This is a genomic window from Streptomyces sp. ICC4 (assembly GCF_003287915.1).
GTDB classification, from domain to species: Bacteria; Actinomycetota; Actinomycetes; order Streptomycetales; family Streptomycetaceae; genus Streptomyces; species Streptomyces tritrimontium.
Map to the genome: position 1 here is coordinate 4,652,521 of NZ_CP030286.1, position 18,855 is coordinate 4,671,375.

Consider the following 18,855-nt stretch of genomic DNA (forward strand, 5'->3'; position numbering starts at 1 on the left):
GGCCGTGCCGAGGAGGCCGTGCCAACGAGGCCGTGCCGACAGGTCCGTGCCGACTGGGCCGTGCCAACGGGGCCGTGCCGACAAGACCGTGCCAACGAGAACGTGTTGCAATGGTCGCCCAAGTCGACCACCTTCAGGGCTTCCTGACTAGTCGTTCGATCTTCGGAGTGTCGAACCACGCGGTTCGGTCAGGGCCGTGGACTCCTAGAACTAGAACTGGTATCAGTTCTGGAACGCCAAGCCGCAGGAGGCATCAGCCATGACCGAGCTCGTGGAACACGGACAACTGCTCATCGGCGGGGAGTGGACGGATCCGCTGGGCTCCGAGACGATCCAGGTCGTCTCCCCCCACACCGAGCAGGTCATCGGCAGCGTCCCGCACGCCTCGAAGGCGGACGTGGACCGGGCCGTGGCCGTCGCCCGCAAGGCCTTCGACGAAGGCCCGTGGCCGCGCACCTCGCTCGAGGAGCGGATCGCCGTCGTCACCCGCATCAAGGACGCGATAGCCGTCCGCCACGAGGAGATCGCCGCCTCGATCAGCTCCCAGAACGGGTCCCCGTACTCCTGGAGCATCCTCGCCCAGGCGCTCGGCCCGATGATGGTCTACGACGCCGCGATCACCGTCGCCCGCTCCTACCCGTACGAGGAGTACCGCAAGGGCGCCCTCGGCAACATCCTCGTCCGGCGCGAGGCGGTCGGCGTCGTCGCCGCCGTCATCCCGTGGAACGTCCCGCAGTTCGTCGCCGCCGCCAAACTGGCGCCCGCGCTGCTGACCGGCTGCACGGTCATCCTCAAGCCGTCGCCCGAGGCGGTCCTCGACTCCTACATCCTCGCCGACATCGCCCGCGAGGCCGGGCTGCCCGAGGGCGTGCTGTCGATCCTGCCCGCCGACCGCGAGGTCAGCGAGTACCTGGTCGGCCACCCCGGCGTCGACAAGGTCGCCTTCACCGGCTCCGTCGGAGCCGGCCGGCGCGTCATGGAGGTCGCCTCGCGCAACCTCACCCGCGTCACCCTCGAACTGGGCGGCAAGTCCGCCGCCGTCGTCCTCCCGGACGCCGACCTGGACACCGCCATCGCGGGCATCGTCCCGGCCGCCTGGATGAACAACGGCCAGGCGTGCGTGGCCCAGACCCGCGTCCTGGCCCCGCGCAGCCGCTACGCGGAGATCGCCGAGGCGCTGGCCGCCGCGGCCGGGGCGCTGGTCGTCGGCGACCCGATGGACCCCGCGACGCAGCTCGGCCCGCTGGTCGCCAAGCGGCAGCAGCAGCGCTCCCTCGACTTCATCCGGATCGGCCAGGAGGAGGGCGCCAAGGTCCTCTCCGGCGGCGGCCGCCCGGCGGGCCTGGACCAGGGCTGGTACGTGGAGCCGACCCTCTTCGGAGACGTCGACAACTCGATGCGGATCGCCCGCGAGGAGATCTTCGGCCCGGTCGTCTGCCTGATCCCGTACGGGGACGAGCAGGAGGCCCTGCGGATCGCCAACGACTCGGAGTTCGGGCTGAGCGGCAGCGTCTGGACCGGGGACGTCGAGCACGGCGTCGACTTCGCGCGCCAGGTGCGCACCGGCACCTTCAACGTGAACACCTTCAGCCTCGACATGCTCGGCCCGTTCGGCGGCTACAAGAACAGCGGCGTCGGGCGGGAGTTCGGCCCGGAGGGGCTGAGCGAGTACCTGGAGCACAAGATGATCCACCTCCCGGCCGGGTACGAACCGCCCGCGGCCGGCGCCTGATGGGTGACCGGTGGCACGTCGAGGTGGACCGGGGGGTCTGCATCGGCTCGGGGATGTGCGTGAACCACGCCCCGGACGGCTTCGCCCTCGACACGGCGCGCCAGTCCCACCCGCGGGCGGCGGAGACGGACGCGAACGAGCCGGTCCTCACGGCGGCCGAGGGCTGCCCGGTCGAAGCCATCATGATCACGATGCTGGGCAGCGGCGAGGCGGTGTTCCCGCCGGAGGAGTGAGGTGGCGGGGACCGGCTCCCGGACCCCTGGGCCTCGAAACCCCTGCGCCTCGCACGCCGGCGGGGCCGGATTCGGCCGGTGTCGGCCGGTGTCGGCCCGCACGTGCGGGTGTGTGAGACTCCTGCCACGACCGCCCGGCGCACGTGACCGGGCGGCGTGGTGAGGGTGGGGAACGAGCGGTATGCGCAGGAGCGTTCGGTTGGCGGGAGCGGTGCTCGGGGCGCTGCTGGTGACGGGGTGCGAGAGCGGAGCCCCCGCGGGCGCCCCGCCCGCGGCGGAGTCCGCCTCGCCGCCGGCCTCGCCGCCGGCCTCGCCGCCGGCCTCGCCGCCGGCCTCGCCGCCGGCGTCGCCGGGGGCGAAGGCGCCGACCGGCTCCGCCGCGCCCGCTGGCCCCTTCGGCAGGGAGCAGGCCGCGGCCGACATCGCCGCGGCCACGGCGGCGGCCGGGCTGGCCGAGCCCGACCCGTCCGACATCGTGTCCCCGTCCGCGGGGGAGCCGGCCACGGACAAGGAGAAGCGCAGGGCGGCGATGCTGGCCTGCGTGGCCCCCTGGCAGACGATGGAGCGGCTGCCCGACACCGTGAAGGCGTACGAGGCCACGATCACGGGGCTGGAACAGCGCGGCTGGGAGCGCGGCGAGCGCATGCAGCACGACATGCTCACCCATACGCCGCTGACCAAGCAGGGCTGGACGCTGTTCGCCCGCCGCTACGACTTCTCCGCCGGCAAGGGCTCCGGCCTGGGCATGCCCGACATGCTGTCCTTCATGGCGACGGACCAGGCGTGCGAGGGCCGCTTCACGGAGGCGGAGATGGAAGAGGCCTTCAAGGACGACCCCGGGCAGTAGCCCCGCGCCGGCCCCGTTCCACGGAGTGGAACGTGCGATACGGCGGGATCAGGCCTTTTTCGGTTCCGCCGGGGGCGTCGCCGACGGCTGCGCCTCCGGGGCCGTGAGGTCGATCAGGCGGCAGACCGTCTCGATGTCGATCTTCACCTGGGCGATCGAGGCCCGGCCCGACAGCCAGGTGATCAGCGCCGAGTGCCAGGTGTGCTCGATCACCCGGACCGCGGAGAGCTGCTCCGCCGTCGGCGGGGCGTCCAGGCCCATCGCGTCCAGGATGATCGCCGTCGTCAGCCGGGACACCGTGTCCACCTCGGGGCTCACGCTGCGGTCCGCGAACGTCAGCGCGCGCACCATCGCGTCCGCGAGGTGCGGCTCCCGCTGGAGCGCGCGGAAGGCGCGCATCAGGGTCTCGGCGACCCGCGCCGCGGGCTCGTCCCCGGCCGGCGGGCGCTTGCGCAGCGTCGTGTGCATGTGCTGGAGCTGGTCCTGCATGGTGGCGACGAGCAGGTGCACCTTGGAGGGGAAGTAGCGGTAGAGGGTGCCCAGCGCGACGCTGGAGGACTCCGCGACCTCCCGCATCTGCACGGCGTCGAAGCCGCCCCGGCTGGCCAGCTGCGCGCTGGCGTGCAGGATCCGCCTGCGCCGCGCCTCCTGACGCTCCGTCAAGGGCGGGGACGCCGGTGTGGTGACGGCTGGGGTCACGGCCTTCGCTTCCGCTGTCATCTGTCCCGTTCCAAGGCGTTCCCTGTTCGTGCGGGTGGGGTGGTGCGGGGGCTGCTGCGCGCCAGCATGGCAGGCGCCCGAGCCGTGGCGCGAATCACCTGCCACCCCTCTTACGGTGTGGTTTCCGGCCGGTAGATTCAATGGTCTTCAACGGATCAAGTCTGAAACTTGTTCTACATTATCCGAGCGGTTACGCTCCGGCGAAAGTGCAGGGAGAAGGGGGCCGAGAGTGACCGCTGAGGCCATGGTGACGAGCCCTTTCACGGGTTCACCCGCCGACGGCAGCCGTCCGTTGCGGATCGCGCTCCTCACCTATAAGGGGAACCCGTTCTGCGGTGGCCAGGGCGTCTACGTCCGGCACCTCTCGCGCGAGCTCGTGAAGCTGGGCCACTCCGTCGAGGTGATCGGCGCGCAGCCCTACCCGGTCCTCGACACCGGCGCCACGCTCACCGAGCTCCCGAGCCTCGACCTCTACCGCAGCCCCGACCCGTTCCGGACGCCCAAGCGCGGCGAGTACCGGGACTGGATCGACGCCGTCGAGGTCGCCACCATGTGGACCGGCGGGTTTCCCGAACCGCTGACCTTCTCGCTGCGCGCCCGCCGCCACCTGGCCGCCCGCGCGGGCGAGTTCGACGTCATCCACGACAACCAGACCCTCGGGTACGGGCTGTTGGGCGAGCTGGGCGCTCCGTTGGTCACCACCATCCACCACCCCATCACCGTCGACCGCGAACTGGACCTGGCCGCCGCCAAGGACCGCAAGAAGCGCGCCTCCGTGCGGCGTTGGTACGGATTCACGCGCATGCAGGGCCGCGTCGCCCGCCGCCTGTCCTCCGTCCTCACCGTCTCCGGCTCCTCCAAGCAGGAGATCGCCGACCACCTCGGCGTCCAGGGCGAGCGCATCCACGTCGTCCACATCGGCGCCGACACCGACCTGTGGTCGCCCGACGCCTCCGTGGCCGAGGTGCCCGGGCGGATCGTGACGACCTCCAGCGCCGACGTCCCGCTCAAGGGGCTCGTCCACCTCGTCGAGGCGCTCGCGAAGCTCCGTACCGAACAGCCCGACGCCCACCTCGTCGTCGTCGGCAAGCGCGCCGAGAAGGGCCCGGTCGCCCGCGCCATCGAGACGTACGGGCTCCAGGACGCCGTCCGATTCGTCAAGGGCATCACCGACGCCGAACTCGTCGACCTCGTGCGCAGCGCGCAGGTCGCCTGCGTCCCCTCCCTCTACGAGGGCTTCTCGCTCCCGGCCGCCGAGGCCATGGCCACCGGCACCCCGCTGGTCGCCACCACCGGCGGCGCGATCCCCGAGGTCACGGGCCCCGACGGCGAGACCTGCCTCGCGGTCCCGCCCGGCGACGCGGGCGCGCTGGCCACGGCCCTCGCCCGGCTGCTCGGCGACCCCGAGCTGCGCGCCGGACTCGGCGCCGCCGGCCGCGAGCGCGTGCTGGCCCGCTTCACCTGGGCCAAGGCCGCCGAGGGCACCGTCGTGCACTACCGCGCCGCCATGGAGCGGGCCGCGAAGGCCTCGGCCGACTCCCGTGGCCGCGGCACCCGGTGACCTTCACCTTCCGTCCGATGCAGTTCCCCTCTCACCCCCGCGACCGCGAAGGCAGGACCACGTGCTGACCGTCGATTTCTCCCGGTTCCCGCTCGCCGCAGGCGACCGCGTACTCGATCTGGGCTGCGGCGCAGGCCGGCACGCCTTCGAGTGCTACCGGCGAGGCGCCCAGGTGGTCGCCCTCGACCGCAACGGCGAGGAGATCCGCGAGGTCGCCAAGTGGTTCGCCGCGATGAAGGAGGCCGGCGAGGCCCCGGCCGGCGCCACCGCCACCGCGATGGAGGGCGACGCCCTCGCCCTGCCCTTCCCCGACGACTCCTTCGACGTCGTCATCATCTCCGAGGTGATGGAGCACATCCCCGACGACAAGGGCGTCCTCGCCGAGATGGTCCGCGTCCTGAAGCCCGGCGGACGCATCGCCATCACCGTGCCGCGCTACGGACCCGAGAAGATCTGCTGGGCGCTCTCCGACGCCTACCACGAGGTCGAGGGCGGCCACATCCGCATCTACAAGGGCGACGAGCTGCTCGGCAAGATGGAGGCCGCCGGCCTCAAGCCGTACGGCACGCACCACGCGCACGGCCTGCACTCGCCGTACTGGTGGCTCAAGTGCGCCTTCGGCGTCGACAACGACAAGGTCCTGCCCGTCAAGGCGTACCACAAGCTCCTGGTCTGGGACATCATGAAGAAGCCGCTGGCCACGCGGCTGGCGGAGCAGGCCCTCAACCCGGTCATCGGCAAGAGCTTCGTCGCCTACGCGACCAAGCCGCACCTGCCCGTGGGCGCGGCCGCGGGCGCCGAGAAGTGAGCTCGCCCGGGCGCACCGCACCCGAGCACCTCGTCCTGGACGGCGTGCTGACCGCCGATCAGGCCGCCGCCACGGTCGCCGGGATCCTCGCCGCGCAGCGCGCGGACGGGGCGATCCCGTGGTTCCGCGGCCACCACCTCGACCCGTGGGACCACACCGAGGCCGCCATGGCGCTGGACGCGGCGGGCGAGCACGAGGCCGCGGAGCGTGCGTACGACTGGCTCGCGCGCCACCAGAACGAGGACGGCTCCTGGTTCGCCGCCTACGCGGACCGCGAGGACGGGGTCGACACCCACGCGCCGCAGGACGCGAGCCGGGAGACGAACTTCGTCGCGTACATAGCCGTCGGCGCCTGGCACCACCACCTGTCCACCGGGGACGACGCCTTCCTCGACCGCATGTGGCCGGCCGTGTACGCGGCCGTGGAGTTCGTCCTGCGGCTCCAGCAGCCCGGCGGCGAGATCGGCTGGAAGCGCGAGCCGTCCGGCGAGGACGTCCGCGACGCCCTGCTGACCGGGTCCTCCTCCATCCACCAGGCGCTGCGCTGCGCGCTGGCCATCGCCGAGCACCGGGGCGAGCCGCAGCCGGACTGGGAGCTGGCCGCGGGCGCCCTCGGACACGCGATACGCCGCCACCCGGAGCGGTTCCTCGACAAGTCCCACTACTCCATGGACTGGTACTACCCGGTCCTGGGCGGCGCGCTCACCGGCGCGCAGGCCAAGGCGCGCATCGAGGAGCGGTGGGACGAGTTCGTCGTCCCGGACCTGGGCGTGCGCTGCGTGCTGCCCAACCCCTGGGTGACGGGCGGGGAATCCTGCGAGCTCGCGCTCGCGCTCTGGGCGACGGGGGAGTCCGACCGGGCGCTGGAGATCCTGCGCTCCGTCGGGCACCTGCGGGCCGAGAACGGCATGTACTGGACCGGTTACGTCTTCAAGGACCGGGCGGTCTGGCCCGTCGAGCAGACGACGTGGACGGCGGGCTCGCTGCTCCTCGCGGTCGCCGCGCTGGGCGGGGACGAGGCCACGGGCGTCGTCTTCGGCGGGCTGACCCTGCCGGCCGGCCTGGAGCCGGACTGCTGCGCCTGAGACCGGTGACCGCCCGTCCCCCGGCCCGGCCGGGGGACGAGCGACGGGCGTGCGGCGGTGACGGAAGTTCGGTGGTGACGGGCGGCCGCGGCCGCGGGTGTGCGCCGATGAGCGGGCGTCAGCGGCGGTACAGGCGGCCCGCGATGGCGTGGCCGACGACCAGGTAGGCGACGGCCGCGATGCCGTAGCCGACGACCACCTGGATCCATTCGCGGTCGAAGGTGAACAGGTCGTAGGACCAGCCGGCCAGCCAGGTCGCCGCGTCGTGGATGAAGTCCACCAGGGCGTTCCCCTGGTTGGCGTCCAGCAGGTACAGCAGGATCCACAGGCCGATCACGAAGGCCATGACGTCCGCCACGACCGCGACGGCGCGGCCCGCCTGGCTGCTTCCTCTGGTGTGCACTCGCGTATGTGTGGGCATGGTCCGCGTGTTGCCGATTCCGGGCCCGGTAAACCCGAACGGATCCCCCAGGTGGCGCAGCCGTGCGCCCGGGGTGAGGCTGCGGGAGACCCCTGAGTCCCCGGAGGCAACCCGTGTCCGTACCCACCCGAACCGTCCGATTCCGTCGCGGCCTCACCGCGGTGCTGCTGTCCTGCGCACTGCTCGGCGGGGCCACCGCCTGCGGCTCGGGCGGCGGCAACGACGCCGCCGCCGGCCAGAGCGACGAGATCTCGGTGGCCATGGCCGCGTTCGCCGAGGCCGACGCCGCCGCCTCGGCCGAGGACGCGGAGGCGGCCGCCGCCTCGCCCTCGCCCAGCACCGAGGCGGAGAAGCAGAAGTTCGCCAAGGCGCGCTTCGTGGCCAACGCCGGACTCGCGGCCGGCGCCACGTACCAGTGGATCATCAAGCCGTACCGCGCGGGCAAGTTCAAGAAGGGCACCAAGGGCCGCACCTTCGCGCTCGTCAAGGCGGGCCTCGCGGGCGCCTTCGCCTACAACCGGCTGAAGGCCGCGAGCGAGAACGCCAAGGGCGACCCGCTGCTGTCGAAGGCCGTGGGCCCGCTGACGGCGGGCATCGACTCCCTCAAGGGCCTCGGCTCCAAGCTGCGCAAGGGCCAGGCCGGGGACTCCGACATCGGCGCCTTCGAGGACATCATCAACGGCGTCAAGGACGCCGGGAAGAGCGCCGGAGCCACGGTGACGGACAAGATCCCGAGCGCGGGCCAGCTGACGGGCTGACCCCGCACCCCCGGAGACTGGCCGGGCCGGATCACCGGTCCGGCCTGTTTCAATGGACCGGTGATCGAGTACGTGTTCCTCGCCGGCGCGGCCGCCGGAACCGGCTGGCTGGTCCGCCGCAAGCAGCGCCGGCGCCAGGCCGCCGGGCCCGTCGCCGGCATCCCCTGCATGGCCCGGCAGCCCGCCGGCCGGGGCCGCTGGCGCATGGGCAGGGTGTACGCGGACCCGGGCGCGGTCCGCTGGGTGCCCCGCCGGGGCGAGCCCGTGCTCCTCGCCGACGGCCGGTCCACGGCCGTGCGGGTGCCCTCCGTGAAGGAGGGCATTTCCATCAACCCCGGCTCGCGGATCGTGACCTGCGCGTACGCGGAGCCCGGCACCGCCGGCACCGGCACCGGCAGCATCGAGATCGCCGTGATGCCGCTGGACCTGCGCGAGCTGGCCGCCGCCCTCCCGCAGGCGGACCCGGAGCCGGACCCGGAGCCGGAGCCGGGCCCGGGCCCCGAGATCCCCTAGGGCCCGGCCGGCGCAGGTCACAGCACTAGCTGTTCAGCTCCGCCAGCACCCGCAGCGTGTGCGGGTCCGGTGCCGTCACGAGCAGGTCGGTGACCGGGCCCTTGCGCCACAGTTCGAGGCGTTCCGCGATCCGCTCCCGGGGGCCGACCAGGGAGATCTCGTCGGCGAAGGCGTCCGGGACGGCCATGACCGCCTCCTCCTTGCGCCCGGCGAGGAACAGCTCCTGGATCCGGTGCGCCTCCTCCTCGTAGCCCATCCGCCCCATCAGGTCGGCGTGGAAGTTGCGGGCCGCGTGCCCCATGCCGCCGATGTAGAAGCCGAGCATCGCCTTCACCGGGAGCAGCCCCTCGGTGACGTCGTCGCAGACCTTGGCCCGCGCCATCGGGGCGATCATGAACCCCTCGGGGAGGTCGGCCAGCGAGGCCTGGTAGACGTCGGTGCGGGTCGGCGACCAGTACAGGGGGAGCCAGCCGTCCGCGATGCGGGTGGTCTGGGCGATGTTCTTGGGGCCTTCCGCGCCGAGCAGGACCGGCAGGTCCGCGCGCAGCGGGTGGGTGATGGGCTTGAGCGGCTTGCCGATGCCGGTGCCGTCGGCGCCCCGGTACGGGTGGCTGTGGAAGCGGCCGTCCAGCGCGACGGGGGCCTCGCGGCGCAGCACCTGGCGGATGACGTCCACGTACTCGCGGGTCGCCGTCAGCGGGCTGGAGGGGAAGGGGCGCCCGTACCAGCCCTCGACGACCTGGGGGCCGGACAGGCCGAGGCCGAGCATCATCCGGCCGCCGGAGAGGTGGTCCAGGGTCAGCGCCTGCATCGCGGTGGCGGTGGGGGTGCGGGCGGCCATCTGGGCGATGGCGGTGCCCAGGCGGATGCGCGAGGTGTGTGCGGCGATCCAGGTGAGCGGGGTGAAGGCGTCCGAGCCCCAGGCCTCGGCGGTCCACACCGAGTCGTAGCCGAGGTTCTCGGCTTCGGCGGCGAGGTCGAGGTGGTCCGGGTTGGGGCCGCGGCCCCAGTAGCCGAGTGCGAGTCCGAGGCGCATGTACGGTCCCCTCCGCGATGCCGGCGCGAGGCCGGGTCAGTCATATCTGACGATGCGTCAGGTGACTGTAGGGCAACGGCCCCCCGCCCGGAAGGGCGGGGGGCCGCTGTGGCGTGGCGCCGGGTCGTGCGCGGGGTCAGCCGCGCTGGATGCCCGAGGTGTCGTTCAGGACGCCGCGACGGCCGTCCTGGGTCTGCGCGATCAGCGTGGCCTGACCGCGCTGCTCCACGGCCAGGTACCAGGTGCCCGGCGCCAGCTCCGCGATCGGAGCGGGGTTGCCGTCCTCCGCGAAGAGGGGGCGGGCCACCGGCACGGCGAACCAGAACGGGGTGAAGTCCGCCGCCGGCGCCGAGTCCTGGGGGACGGGGGCCGGGGTGGGTTCCGGGGAGCCGCCGTAGGGCGGGACCGGCTGCGGGGCGGCCCCGTACGGCTGCGGCTCCTGGCCGCCCGGGTAGCCGTAGCCGGCACCCGGCTGCTGGGGCGCTCCGCCGTACGGCGGGACGGCCGCGGCCGCGGGCTTCGGGTCCGGGACCAGCTGGCCGGCGAGCGCGGGGATCTTGGCGCCGAACAGGGTCACGCCGGCCAGCGCCGCGGTGGCGAGGAAGGCGAGGACGGCTCCCGCGCCCAGGTCGATCCCGGTCGGGCAGGTGATCAGGGCCCACAGTGCGGACCAGGCGGCCGACACGGCGAGCACGGCGCCCCAGGCCTGGAACGGGATGCCGAGGAGCTGGCGGCCCGCGGGCTGGAAGCGGGCGGTGAGGAGCAGCCCGACCGCGATGAAGGCGAGCAGGAAGATGCTCGGGAGCGCCAGCCGGTAGGCGTCGGTGTCCCACACGCTCGGGGTGTCGATGCTGGTCGCGGAGTAGAAATCGAGGAACGAGGCGATGAACAGCAGTACCGCTGCTCCGATCACCACGCCGTCGCCTCGAGTGAGGGAGCGGATATTCACGTCTTAGGTGTCCTTCTCGGTCTCGTCGTCTCGTGGTGCCGTGGTCGCACGCCATGACGGAGTGGGCGGGCGGCACCATGGTACGGAGGTCCACCGCGGCCGAGAGGGTCGGGGCTGCGGGCCGCCCCGGAAGGCGGCCCGTTGGGGCTACCCGCCGAGGAACCCGACGATGCCGTCCGCGATGCCCTGGGCCGCTTTCTGCCGCCACTCCGGACTCGACAGCTGCGCCGCGTCCTTGGCGTCACGCATGTTGCCGCATTCGACGAACACCTTGGGGCGGGTCGACAGGTTCAGTCCGCCGAGATCGTCGCGGACCACCAATCCGGTACCGCTGCCGAGGTAGTTGGCGGGGGCCGAACCGGTGGTGCGCGCGAAGTTCCCGGCGATCCGCTCGCCGAGCTGCCGGGACGGCTCGACGATCTTCGCGGTGTCGGCGCCGCCGCCCTTGACCTTGGCCGGGAGGATGACGTGGAAGCCGCGGCTGCCGGCCGAGACCCCGTCCGCGTGGACCGAGACGACGGCTTCGGCCTGGGCCGCGTTGCCGATGCGGGCGCGCTCGTCGATGCACGGGCCGAAGGGGCGTTCGGGGCCCGCCTCGTGGGTGAGGACCACCTTGAGGCCCTGGGCCTCCAGGATCGTGCGCAGGCGCTTGGAGACGTCCATGCTGAACTCGGCTTCCATGTAGCCCGAGTTGGTGGTCGTGCCGGTGGTGTCGCACTCCTTGCGGTTGGTGCCGATGTCCACCTGGCGGTTGATCTCTTTGGTGTGCTTGAAATTGCCGGTGTTGTGGCCGGGGTCGATGGCCACGACCCGGCCGGCGAGGGACGTGCCCGCGGAAGCCGACCCGCCGCTCGCCGAGGCGGACGTGCTCGCACCCGGCGAGGGGGACGCGCTCGCGGAAGCGGCCGGGCCCGCGCCGGCGGCCGCGCCCGGAGACACCTGGGAGGCGAGCGGCATCACGATCCGGGGCGGGCGGGAGTCGTCGGTCCCGCCGCCGCCGAGCACCTCGGTCAGCACCCACCCCGCGAGGCAGGCCGGGGCGAGCGCGGCCGCCGCGACGACCAGGGTGGACCGGCGGGCGTACCAGGGCCGGTCCGGGCTCACGGAAGAGGCGGACTCGGGGAGCGGCGGGGGGCTGTCTTCGTAGCGCACCCGGCGATGCTAGACCGAGGGTCGGTCGTACGTACGGACCCTGGGCCATCCGGGGGCGCGGTGCGCTTATATGCCGGGGGCTCGCGGGGTCGGGGGCCTCGGGCCGGAGCCGCCGAGCGCCCGGGGCGCCGTACGGGACATGGGCGCCGTACGGGACACGGGACCGGGCCCGGCGCGGCGCCCGGGCCCGGCGGAGGTCGGGTCAGATGCCTTCGGCGACGCGGCGCAGGACGCGCAGGGAGTCGGTCACCGAGACCTCCTCGAAGGCGCCCGAGGCCAGGGCGCGCTGGTGGATCCGGTACGGGGCCTGGCCGCCGTCGGCCGGGTCGGGGAACACGTCGTGGATCACCAGCGTGCCGCCCATGGCGACGTGCGGGGCCCAGCCCTCGTAGTCGCCCGTGGCGTGCTCGTCGGTGTGCCCGCCGTCGATGAAGACCAGGCCGAGCTTGCCGCCCCAGGCGGCGGCGACCTGCGGGGAGCGGCCGACGATCGCGATGACGTGCTCCTCCAGACCGGCCCGGTGCAGGGTCCGGCGGAAGGTCGGCAGGGTGTCCATCAGGCCGACCTCCGGGTCCACGACCGTCGGGTCGTGGTACTCCCAGCCCGGCTGCTGCTCCTCGCTGCCGCGGTGGTGGTCGACGGTCAGCGCGCTGACCCCGGCCTCGCGGGCGGCGTCGGCGAGCAGGATCGTGGAGCGCCCGCAGTAGGTCCCGACCTCCAGCAGCGGCAGCCCGAGCCGCGCGGCCCCGGCGGCCGCCTCGTACAGGGCGAGCCCTTCCCCTACGGGCATGAACCCCTTGGCGGCCTCGAAGGCGGCGAGGGTCTCCGGCTTGGGGGTGGCCATGGCGTTCCTCCAGAAGGGGATGGGGTGTGCGGGGCGGGGTCCGCCGGCGCCCCATGGTGCCTTACCGGCGGGTAAGGCACCATGCCCGGGTCGCCGGGCGCGCACGTCCGTGCCCCCCGGCCCTCAGTGGTTGAAGTGGGCGCCGAAGGAGAGGCCTCCGAACGGGGTCAGGCCGACCTGGGCGGGGACGATCTGCAGGGAGCCGGTCCCGCCGACCTTCGTGCCGCTGGACGGCAGGTAGGTGACCGAGCCGGCGTTGACGCCGTCCGCGTCGGACGCGCCGACGATCAGGTCCGCCTTGCCGTCCTTGTTGGTGTCCGTCAGCTTGACCTCGACACCGAACTGCTCGGCCCGCCGGGCGTCGCCGGGCACGCCCGCGCTGTTGCGGGACATCGCCTGCACGCCGGTCTTCGTGACGAGGCCGTCCGCCGAGCCCCGGAAGAGGAACACGGATCCGGCGACCGAGACCGACGTCGTCCCGGTGGGGGTGACCGTGTCGAGGGCCTCGCCGTAGGCCCCGACCGCCAGGTCCTGGTAGCCGTCGCCGTCGACGTCGCCGAACGAGAGGGAGACGCCGAAGCCGTCGTTCTGCTCGTCCGCGCCGGGAACCCCGGGCGTGCCCTGGTCGATCGCGACCGGGGTCGCGGACGGGCCGGCCGCCGAACCGTACGAGACGAGGATCTGCCCGCCCTTGGCCCCGTACCGGTTGCCGATGACGATGTCGCCGTACCCGTCGCCGTTGATGTCGCCGACGGCCTGGCCGTCGCCGGGGCCGACGGGCTTCGCGGCGGCCGGGACCAGGCCGGCCGGGCTGCCGGGCACGTACTGGTTCAGGCTGTTGGCGGTGCCGGCCAGTACCAGGTCGTCATGGCCGTCGCCGTTCACGTCCCCGGCCGCGATGCCTTCGGAGGAGGACGTGAGGCGGAAGCCCAGCGCCGTCTTCACCGGCGCCGGCTGAGCGCCGGTCCGGGCGATGTTCTCGTAGGTGTAGAGCGTGCCGTTCACGGCCGCGTTGGCCGCGGCGCCCACGACGAGCTCGTCCTTGCCGTCCCCGTCGAAGTCCCCGGCGACGAGCTTCGCGCCCCAGATCCGCCGGTTCTGCGGGGTCTGGACGGGGAGCTTGTCGGGGTCGGCGAGCGCGACGCCGCTGCTCAGGCCGTTCTTGGACCCCCAGATGACGGAGAGGTGGCCGGCGTTGTTGTACTCGCCGCGGGCCGTCACCGCCAGGTCGGAGAAGCCGTCGCCGTCGAAGTCGCCGACCGCGCTGACGCTGCCGAAGGCGTCCCCGGCCCCCGGAGCGCCGGGGACGCCGGGCGAGTCCTGGGTGAGCAACTGGCGCTTGGCCGGCGCCAGTCCGGCGCCGGACCCGTAGAGCACGACGGCCTGGCCGGCCGCGCGGACCTCGCCGACCGCCGCGCCCGGCGTGCCCACGACGACGTCCGCGAAGCCGTCGCCGTTGAAGTCGGCCTTCGGGGCCGGGGCGGGCACGGGGGCGGCCGAGGCCGAGGCGACGGGCAGCAGCAGGCCGCCGCCGGTGACGGCGGCCACGGTGAGGATGGCGAGGGTGTTCCGCAGGTACGGGCGCATGTACGGTCCTTCGATTCAGCAGGGAGTCGCCAGGTAGACCGGCGATTTCGCCGAATGGTTGTACGGATCCGCGCCGTGTGTGTCAGGCCTCAGGAGTCGGCGGGGCCGGGGGCGTCGCACTCGAACCACACCGTCTTGCCGGTGGGCTTCGGGTCCGTGCCCCAGCGGTCGGCCACCGCCTCGACCAGCAGCATCCCGCGCCCGCTCTCCGAGAGCTCCCCGCCGCCCGCCTCACGGGCCACCCGTGGGGGCGCCGGGCAGCCGTCCGACACCTCGACGCGCAGCCCGTCCGGCTGCCGCAGGATGAGGACGACACAGTCCCGGCCGGGGACGTGCCGCACGACGTTGGCGACGAGCTCGGTGAGCGCGAGCTCGGCGGCGTCGGCCAGTGCGGTCAGCTCCCACTGGGTCAGGAACAGGCGCAGGATGCGGCGCATGTGCCGGGCGGAGTGGTCACCGACGGTGAAGCCCATGCGGTAGGTGGCGTCAACTTCGCTGGTGGAGTGGCATGTTGTGTGATTCATGCCACCAGGCTGGAGCGGCGTGGTTACGCTCGGCTATGGACCGAAACGAACGCCGCACCGCGTGAACTTGGGGGTGACCGCTCCATGGTCAACATCCGCAGCCTCGACCCCAGCGCCTCTCCGCTGGACTACTACGGCTCGGAACTGCGCCGCCTGCGGGAGGAAGCCGGGCTCAAACAGGGGCAGCTGGGAGCCATCGTCTTCTGCGCGGGCTCGCTGATCGGGCAGATCGAGACGGCGCGGAAGGTGCCGACCCGCGACTTCTCGGAACGGATCGACGCGGCGCTGAACACGGGCGGGGTGTTCTCCCGACTGGTGGGCCTGGTGCTGCGGAGCCAACTGCCGACGTGGTTCCAGCCCTACGCGGAGATGGAAGCACGGGCGGCGTATGTCTCCACGTTCCACGCACAGCTGGTCTACGGGCTGCTGCAGACGGAGGAGTATGCGCGGGCGCTCCTGGGTGTTCGCAGCGACGAGAATCTCGATGCGCGGGTGGCTGCCCGTATGGAGCGGCAGCGGATCTTGGACCGGACGGACCCGCCCTTGATGTGGGTGGTGCTGAGCGAGGCGGTGCTGCACCAGGAGATCGGTGGTCGGCACGTCATGCAAAACCAACTCGCCCACTTGTTGAGCCTGAGGAAGCGGGAGTGGGTGAAGGTGCAGATTCTTCCCTTCGAGGTAGGCGCTCACGCTGGCCTGTTGGGCGAGTTCACACTGCTCCGGTTCGACGATGATCCGGATCTCGCCTACACCGAGGACTTCGTGCAGGGGCACATGACGGCCAATCCACAAGCGCTCAGGGAGGGTTCACTCCGATACGATCACTTGCAGGCCGCCGCCCTCTCGGTGGAGGACTCGGCTGTACGGATCGCCCGCGTAATGGAGGAACGCTATGGACAGCATCCAGGACCTGACGGGCGCGCGTTGGCGTAAGTCTTCGTACAGCGGTGACACCGGTGGCAACTGCGTCGAGTGCGCCCCCCTCGGCACCGCCGCCTGGCGTAAGTCTTCGTACAGCGGTGACACCGGCGGCGAGTGCGTAGAGGTCGCCCCCCAGCCCTGCCGCATCGCCGTCCGGGACTCCAAGGTCCCCGACGGCCCCGCCTTCACCGTCGCCCCGGCCGCCTTCGCGGAGTTCGTCCGCAGCCTCTGACGGGGCGGCGCCGCTCCGGACGCCCGTGGTGGCGGCCGGAGCGGCGGGGTGTGCGCTTACGAGGGGTCGGTGAGACCTTCGATGTCCATGGTGTTGGTGTCCACCGTGAGCCAGATCTGGCTCGACGTGCCGTTCTCCCAGCTGTAGGTCGCGACGACCTTGGCCTTGCCGTTGGCCTGGCTCGCTTCCTTCGCATCGATGAACTTGGGAACTTCGTTCCGGCGGAAGATCGGGTCCTTCTGGTTCTCGAATGCCCAGTTGGTGAGGGTCGTGTCGAGCTCCTTCGTGAGGTACTTCTCCCGGACGTCGGTGCGGTTTTTTCCTTCGGGGTGGATCCCGTTGTAGGCGTCGGTGTAGTAGCCGAGGAACGTGAGGGCTTGCGCCTCCGGCCGCGTATCCCTCTGGGCGGCGGCGGCCGGAGCCGACGGGCTCTCGGCCTGTGCGGGCAGTGCGAGCAGTCCGGAGCCGGCGAGCAGCGCTGCGGTGCACGCGCCGATCAGTGCGCTGCGGAGGCGGAGGCGGGGGCGGTAGGACATGGGGACTCCTGGGACAACGGTGTGAACAGAACACGCGTGCTCAAGCAATGGCCGGGGGGCGGGCATAGCGCCCATTCGGGGCCCCGTCGTGTCGGGGGCCGCGCGCGGTGGCGGTGCCTGGCCACCCTCCCTTGAGGAGAAAGGCTTCGGGTGGCACCGGCCCCGAGGCTGCCGGGAGTACCCGGACGGCGGGTGGTACAGGCGTCAGGGGCCGGCGGCTACACCGGTGCGGCCCTGGTGGGGGCCCGGCTCGACGGCGGCGTGCTGCGGGCGGTCCTGAGCGGCAGGGTCCCGCTGCCGCCCATCAGGGAGTTCCCGGACCTGGTGACTCCTCCCCGTCATAAATGACGGGGCTTCCTGTTACGCCGTGTTGGCGTTGCAGCGGACCAGCCCGGCCCGGTTCAAAACGTTGATCGCGCCCACGGTGTCGGCGTGCGCGGTTCGGCCGCATGCCTGGCAGTGGAATGTGTCTTGCGTGGGGCGGTTCTCCTTCGCGGTGTGCCCGCATTCGGGGCACTCGCGGGAGGTGTTGCGGGGATCCACGGCGATGATTCTCCGGCCGGCGCTTTCCGCCCTGTTCGGCCTGGGCAGCGCGGTCCACCTGCCCACCCTGTCCCGTACCGGCGGCCGGGCCGCCCTGCTGGGCCTCGGGGCCTGGATCATGGTGGCCGGGGTCTCGTACGCGGGGGTCCTCCTCCCCGCGTGAGCCCGGACCGGAACGCAGTTGTCCCATTCCTGGCCGGTACCGACCTAACGTTCCTACTGCTTCCTGACTTCTCTACCCCGGCGTGCCATTCTCCCCCCGCTCCCACCCCCGCCGCCCCCGGCTCCGAGGTCTACGTCATGGCCTCCCGCTTCGAGACCGCGAGCCTGGCCGGCGCCCTGAAGTTCTTCCTGAAGGCGCCCGGCATCATCCTCCAGATCCGCAAGGCCCCCGGCGCGCACGGGGCCGCCCTGCGGGCCCGGGTCCTCAGCCGGACCTTCCTGACGCTCTCCGCCTGGGAGGACCGAGACGCGCTCTACCGCTTCGCCGGCAGCGAGCCGCACCGCTCCGGCTCGCGGAAGGCCGCCGCGTACATGAAGGAGTCGGCGTTCACCTTCTGGACCGTTCCGGCGGGCGAGCTCCCCATCAGCTGGGCGGAGGCGGAGCGCCGCCTCGCCGAGCAGAAGCAGAAGTAGGAAGTAGAAGCAGAAGCAGAAGTAGAAGTAGGAAGTAGAAGTGGCAGCAGAAGCCGAGCCGCTGAGCCCCCGCACGGGGCTCGCGGCGCGACCGCGGTCCGTGGCCCCGCCTGGTCGGGGGACACGGACCGTACTCTTGTCCACGTGCAGGAACTCCACGACGCCCCCCTCGCCCCGCTGACCACCTTCCGGCTCGGCGGCCCCGCCGCCCGCCTGGTCACCGCGACCACCGACGCCGAGGTGGTCGCCGCCGTGCGCGCCGCCGACGGGAGCGGCACCCCGCTCCTGGTCATCGGCGGCGGCAGCAACCTGGTCATCGGCGACCGGGGCTTCGACGGCACCGCGCTGCGCATCGCGACCACCGGCTTCACGCTCGACGGGACGAACCTGGAGCTCGCGGCCGGCGAGAACTGGAGCGACGCCGTCGCCCGGGTCGTCGAAGCGGGGCTCGCCGGCATCGAATGCCTCGCCGGGATCCCGGGGTCGGCCGGTGCCACGCCCATCCAGAACGTCGGGGCGTACGGCCAGGAGGTCTGCGACACGATCACCGAGGTCGTCGCCTACGACCGCACGCGCGGCGAGACCGTCACGCTGTCGGCCGCCGCATGCGCGTTCTCGTACCGCGACAGCCTCTTCAAGCACCAGCCCGAGCGGTACGTCGTCCTGCGCGTCCGGTTCGCCCTGGAGGACGCGGGCGGCCTGTCCGCGCCGGTCAAGTACCCCGAGACCGCCCGCGCCCTCGGCGTCGGGGCCGGCGACCGGGTCCCGGCGGCGAAGGCCCGCGAGACCGTCCTGCGGCTGCGCGCCGGCAAGGGCATGGTCCTCGACCCCGCCGACCACGACACCTGGTCGGCCGGCTCGTTCTTCCACAACCCGATCCTGAGCGACGAGGCGTACGCAGCCTTCCTCGCCCGCGCCCAGGACCGCCTCGGCCCCGACACCGCCCCGCCCGCCTACCCGGCCGGCGAGGGCCGTACGAAGACCAGCGCGGCCTGGCTGATCGACAAGGCCGGCTTCGCCAAGGGGTACGGCGACGGCCCCGCCCGCATCTCCACCAAGCACACCCTCGCCCTCACCAACCGCGGCGCGGCCACCACCGAAGACCTCCTCGTCCTCGCCCGCGAGGTCGTCGCCGGGGTCCACGCGGCCTTCGGCGTCACCCTCGTCAACGAGCCGGTGACGGTCGGCGTCAGCATCTGAGGAGTCCCGGCCCGCCC

The 18,855-nt window shown here is 72.6% G+C and carries 21 protein-coding genes and 2 pseudogenes; 13 read left to right on the forward strand and 10 right to left on the reverse strand.

Going from position 1 to position 18,855, the window contains the following annotated elements:
* Positions 1–259: 259 nt before the first annotated feature.
* The 3 genes from DRB89_RS21545 (at position 260) to DRB89_RS21555 (ending at position 2,812) form a co-directional block, all read left to right on the forward strand.
* A complete protein-coding gene (locus DRB89_RS21545) occupies positions 260–1,732 on the forward strand; it encodes an aldehyde dehydrogenase (protein ID WP_112451040.1) in 1,473 nt (490 codons plus the stop codon).
* Positions 1,732–1,965, forward strand: coding sequence for a ferredoxin (locus DRB89_RS21550; RefSeq protein WP_112451041.1), 234 nt, complete (start codon positions 1,732–1,734; stop codon positions 1,963–1,965). Before DRB89_RS21545 ends, DRB89_RS21550 begins: the two co-directional genes overlap by 1 nt.
* A 181-nt stretch (positions 1,966–2,146) precedes the next feature.
* A complete protein-coding gene (locus DRB89_RS21555) occupies positions 2,147–2,812 on the forward strand; it encodes a hypothetical protein (RefSeq protein ID WP_162688677.1) in 666 nt (221 codons plus the stop codon).
* Between the two features lie 48 nt (positions 2,813–2,860).
* Here DRB89_RS21555 and DRB89_RS21560 read toward each other — a convergent pair whose 3' ends face one another.
* Positions 2,861–3,532: a TetR family transcriptional regulator gene (locus DRB89_RS21560; RefSeq protein WP_112451043.1), complete on the reverse strand. Its 672-nt coding sequence runs from the start codon at positions 3,530–3,532 to the stop codon at positions 2,861–2,863.
* Between the two features lie 229 nt (positions 3,533–3,761).
* Here DRB89_RS21560 and DRB89_RS21565 point away from each other — a divergent pair, with 229 nt between their 5' ends.
* The 3 genes from DRB89_RS21565 to DRB89_RS21575 all read left to right on the forward strand — a co-directional run bounded on the left by DRB89_RS21565 (position 3,762) and on the right by DRB89_RS21575 (position 6,986).
* Complete coding sequence (locus tag DRB89_RS21565; protein WP_112451044.1) at positions 3,762–5,093, forward strand: glycosyltransferase family 4 protein; 1,332 nt, start codon at positions 3,762–3,764, stop codon at positions 5,091–5,093.
* Between the two features lie 61 nt (positions 5,094–5,154).
* Positions 5,155–5,901 carry a class I SAM-dependent methyltransferase gene (locus DRB89_RS21570; RefSeq protein WP_112451045.1) on the forward strand — a complete coding sequence of 249 codons (747 nt, stop codon included), beginning with the start codon at positions 5,155–5,157 and terminating at the stop codon, positions 5,899–5,901.
* Positions 5,898–6,986, forward strand: coding sequence for a prenyltransferase/squalene oxidase repeat-containing protein (locus DRB89_RS21575; protein WP_112451046.1), 1,089 nt, complete (start codon positions 5,898–5,900; stop codon positions 6,984–6,986). The genes DRB89_RS21570 and DRB89_RS21575 overlap by 4 nt, the downstream gene beginning before the upstream one ends.
* Before the next feature lie 118 nt (positions 6,987–7,104).
* Here the strand turns inward: DRB89_RS21575 and DRB89_RS21580 are convergent, their stop codons facing one another.
* Complete coding sequence (locus tag DRB89_RS21580; RefSeq protein ID WP_112451047.1) at positions 7,105–7,407, reverse strand: hypothetical protein; 303 nt, start codon at positions 7,405–7,407, stop codon at positions 7,105–7,107.
* A 113-nt stretch (positions 7,408–7,520) separates the two neighbouring features.
* Here DRB89_RS21580 and DRB89_RS21585 point away from each other — a divergent pair, with 113 nt between their 5' ends.
* On the forward strand, positions 7,521–8,165 hold the full coding sequence (locus DRB89_RS21585; protein ID WP_112451048.1) for a hypothetical protein: 645 nt from the start codon (positions 7,521–7,523) through the stop codon (positions 8,163–8,165).
* A 60-nt stretch (positions 8,166–8,225) separates the two neighbouring features.
* Complete coding sequence (locus tag DRB89_RS21590; protein ID WP_112451049.1) at positions 8,226–8,678, forward strand: hypothetical protein; 453 nt, start codon at positions 8,226–8,228, stop codon at positions 8,676–8,678.
* A gap of 25 nt (positions 8,679–8,703) precedes the next feature.
* Here DRB89_RS21590 and DRB89_RS21595 read toward each other — a convergent pair whose 3' ends face one another.
* The 6 genes from DRB89_RS21595 to DRB89_RS21620 form a co-directional block, all read right to left on the reverse strand.
* A complete protein-coding gene (locus DRB89_RS21595; RefSeq protein ID WP_112463390.1) occupies positions 8,704–9,714 on the reverse strand; it encodes an LLM class F420-dependent oxidoreductase in 1,011 nt (336 codons plus the stop codon).
* Positions 9,715–9,850: 136 nt separating this feature from the next.
* Positions 9,851–10,663 carry a hypothetical protein gene (locus DRB89_RS21600; RefSeq protein ID WP_112463391.1) on the reverse strand — a complete coding sequence of 271 codons (813 nt, stop codon included), beginning with the start codon at positions 10,661–10,663 and terminating at the stop codon, positions 9,851–9,853.
* Positions 10,664–10,810: 147 nt separating this feature from the next.
* Positions 10,811–11,815 (reverse strand): N-acetylmuramoyl-L-alanine amidase, encoded by a 1,005-nt coding sequence (locus DRB89_RS21605; protein ID WP_204357914.1) that lies wholly within the window; start codon positions 11,813–11,815, stop codon positions 10,811–10,813.
* 202 nt (positions 11,816–12,017) lie between these two features.
* Positions 12,018–12,659 (reverse strand): class I SAM-dependent methyltransferase, encoded by a 642-nt coding sequence (locus DRB89_RS21610; RefSeq protein ID WP_112452402.1) that lies wholly within the window; start codon positions 12,657–12,659, stop codon positions 12,018–12,020.
* 123 nt (positions 12,660–12,782) lie between these two features.
* Positions 12,783–14,246 carry an FG-GAP-like repeat-containing protein gene (locus DRB89_RS21615; RefSeq protein ID WP_112452401.1) on the reverse strand — a complete coding sequence of 488 codons (1,464 nt, stop codon included), beginning with the start codon at positions 14,244–14,246 and terminating at the stop codon, positions 12,783–12,785.
* 89 nt (positions 14,247–14,335) lie between these two features.
* Positions 14,336–14,770, reverse strand: coding sequence for an ATP-binding protein (locus tag DRB89_RS21620; RefSeq protein WP_239516275.1), 435 nt, complete (start codon positions 14,768–14,770; stop codon positions 14,336–14,338).
* Between the two features lie 84 nt (positions 14,771–14,854).
* Here DRB89_RS21620 and DRB89_RS21625 point away from each other — a divergent pair, with 84 nt between their 5' ends.
* Both DRB89_RS21625 and DRB89_RS21630 read left to right on the forward strand, forming a co-directional pair.
* Positions 14,855–15,703, forward strand: a complete 849-nt coding sequence (locus tag DRB89_RS21625; RefSeq protein WP_112452399.1) for a helix-turn-helix transcriptional regulator — start codon at positions 14,855–14,857, stop codon at positions 15,701–15,703.
* Positions 15,663–15,923 carry a DUF397 domain-containing protein gene (locus DRB89_RS21630; RefSeq protein ID WP_112452398.1) on the forward strand — a complete coding sequence of 87 codons (261 nt, stop codon included), beginning with the start codon at positions 15,663–15,665 and terminating at the stop codon, positions 15,921–15,923. The genes DRB89_RS21625 and DRB89_RS21630 overlap by 41 nt, the downstream gene beginning before the upstream one ends.
* A 56-nt stretch (positions 15,924–15,979) precedes the next feature.
* Here the strand turns inward: DRB89_RS21630 and DRB89_RS21635 are convergent, their stop codons facing one another.
* On the reverse strand, positions 15,980–16,459 hold the full coding sequence (locus DRB89_RS21635; protein ID WP_112452397.1) for a hypothetical protein: 480 nt from the start codon (positions 16,457–16,459) through the stop codon (positions 15,980–15,982).
* 360 nt (positions 16,460–16,819) lie between these two features.
* Positions 16,820–17,038: pseudogene (locus DRB89_RS21640) on the reverse strand (zinc ribbon domain-containing protein); the annotation flags it as partial.
* Here DRB89_RS21640 and DRB89_RS21645 point away from each other — a divergent pair.
* The 3 genes and pseudogenes from DRB89_RS21645 to DRB89_RS21655 form a co-directional block, all read left to right on the forward strand.
* Positions 17,028–17,165: pseudogene (locus tag DRB89_RS21645) on the forward strand (putative sulfate exporter family transporter); the annotation flags it as partial. The pseudogenes DRB89_RS21640 and DRB89_RS21645 sit on opposite strands and share 11 nt — an antisense overlap.
* 137 nt (positions 17,166–17,302) lie before the next feature.
* Complete coding sequence (locus tag DRB89_RS21650) at positions 17,303–17,638, forward strand: DUF3291 domain-containing protein (protein ID WP_112453707.1); 336 nt, start codon at positions 17,303–17,305, stop codon at positions 17,636–17,638.
* A 144-nt stretch (positions 17,639–17,782) separates the two neighbouring features.
* Positions 17,783–18,838: a UDP-N-acetylmuramate dehydrogenase gene (locus DRB89_RS21655; protein WP_112450598.1), complete on the forward strand. Its 1,056-nt coding sequence runs from the start codon at positions 17,783–17,785 to the stop codon at positions 18,836–18,838.
* Positions 18,839–18,855 lie beyond the last annotated feature (17 nt).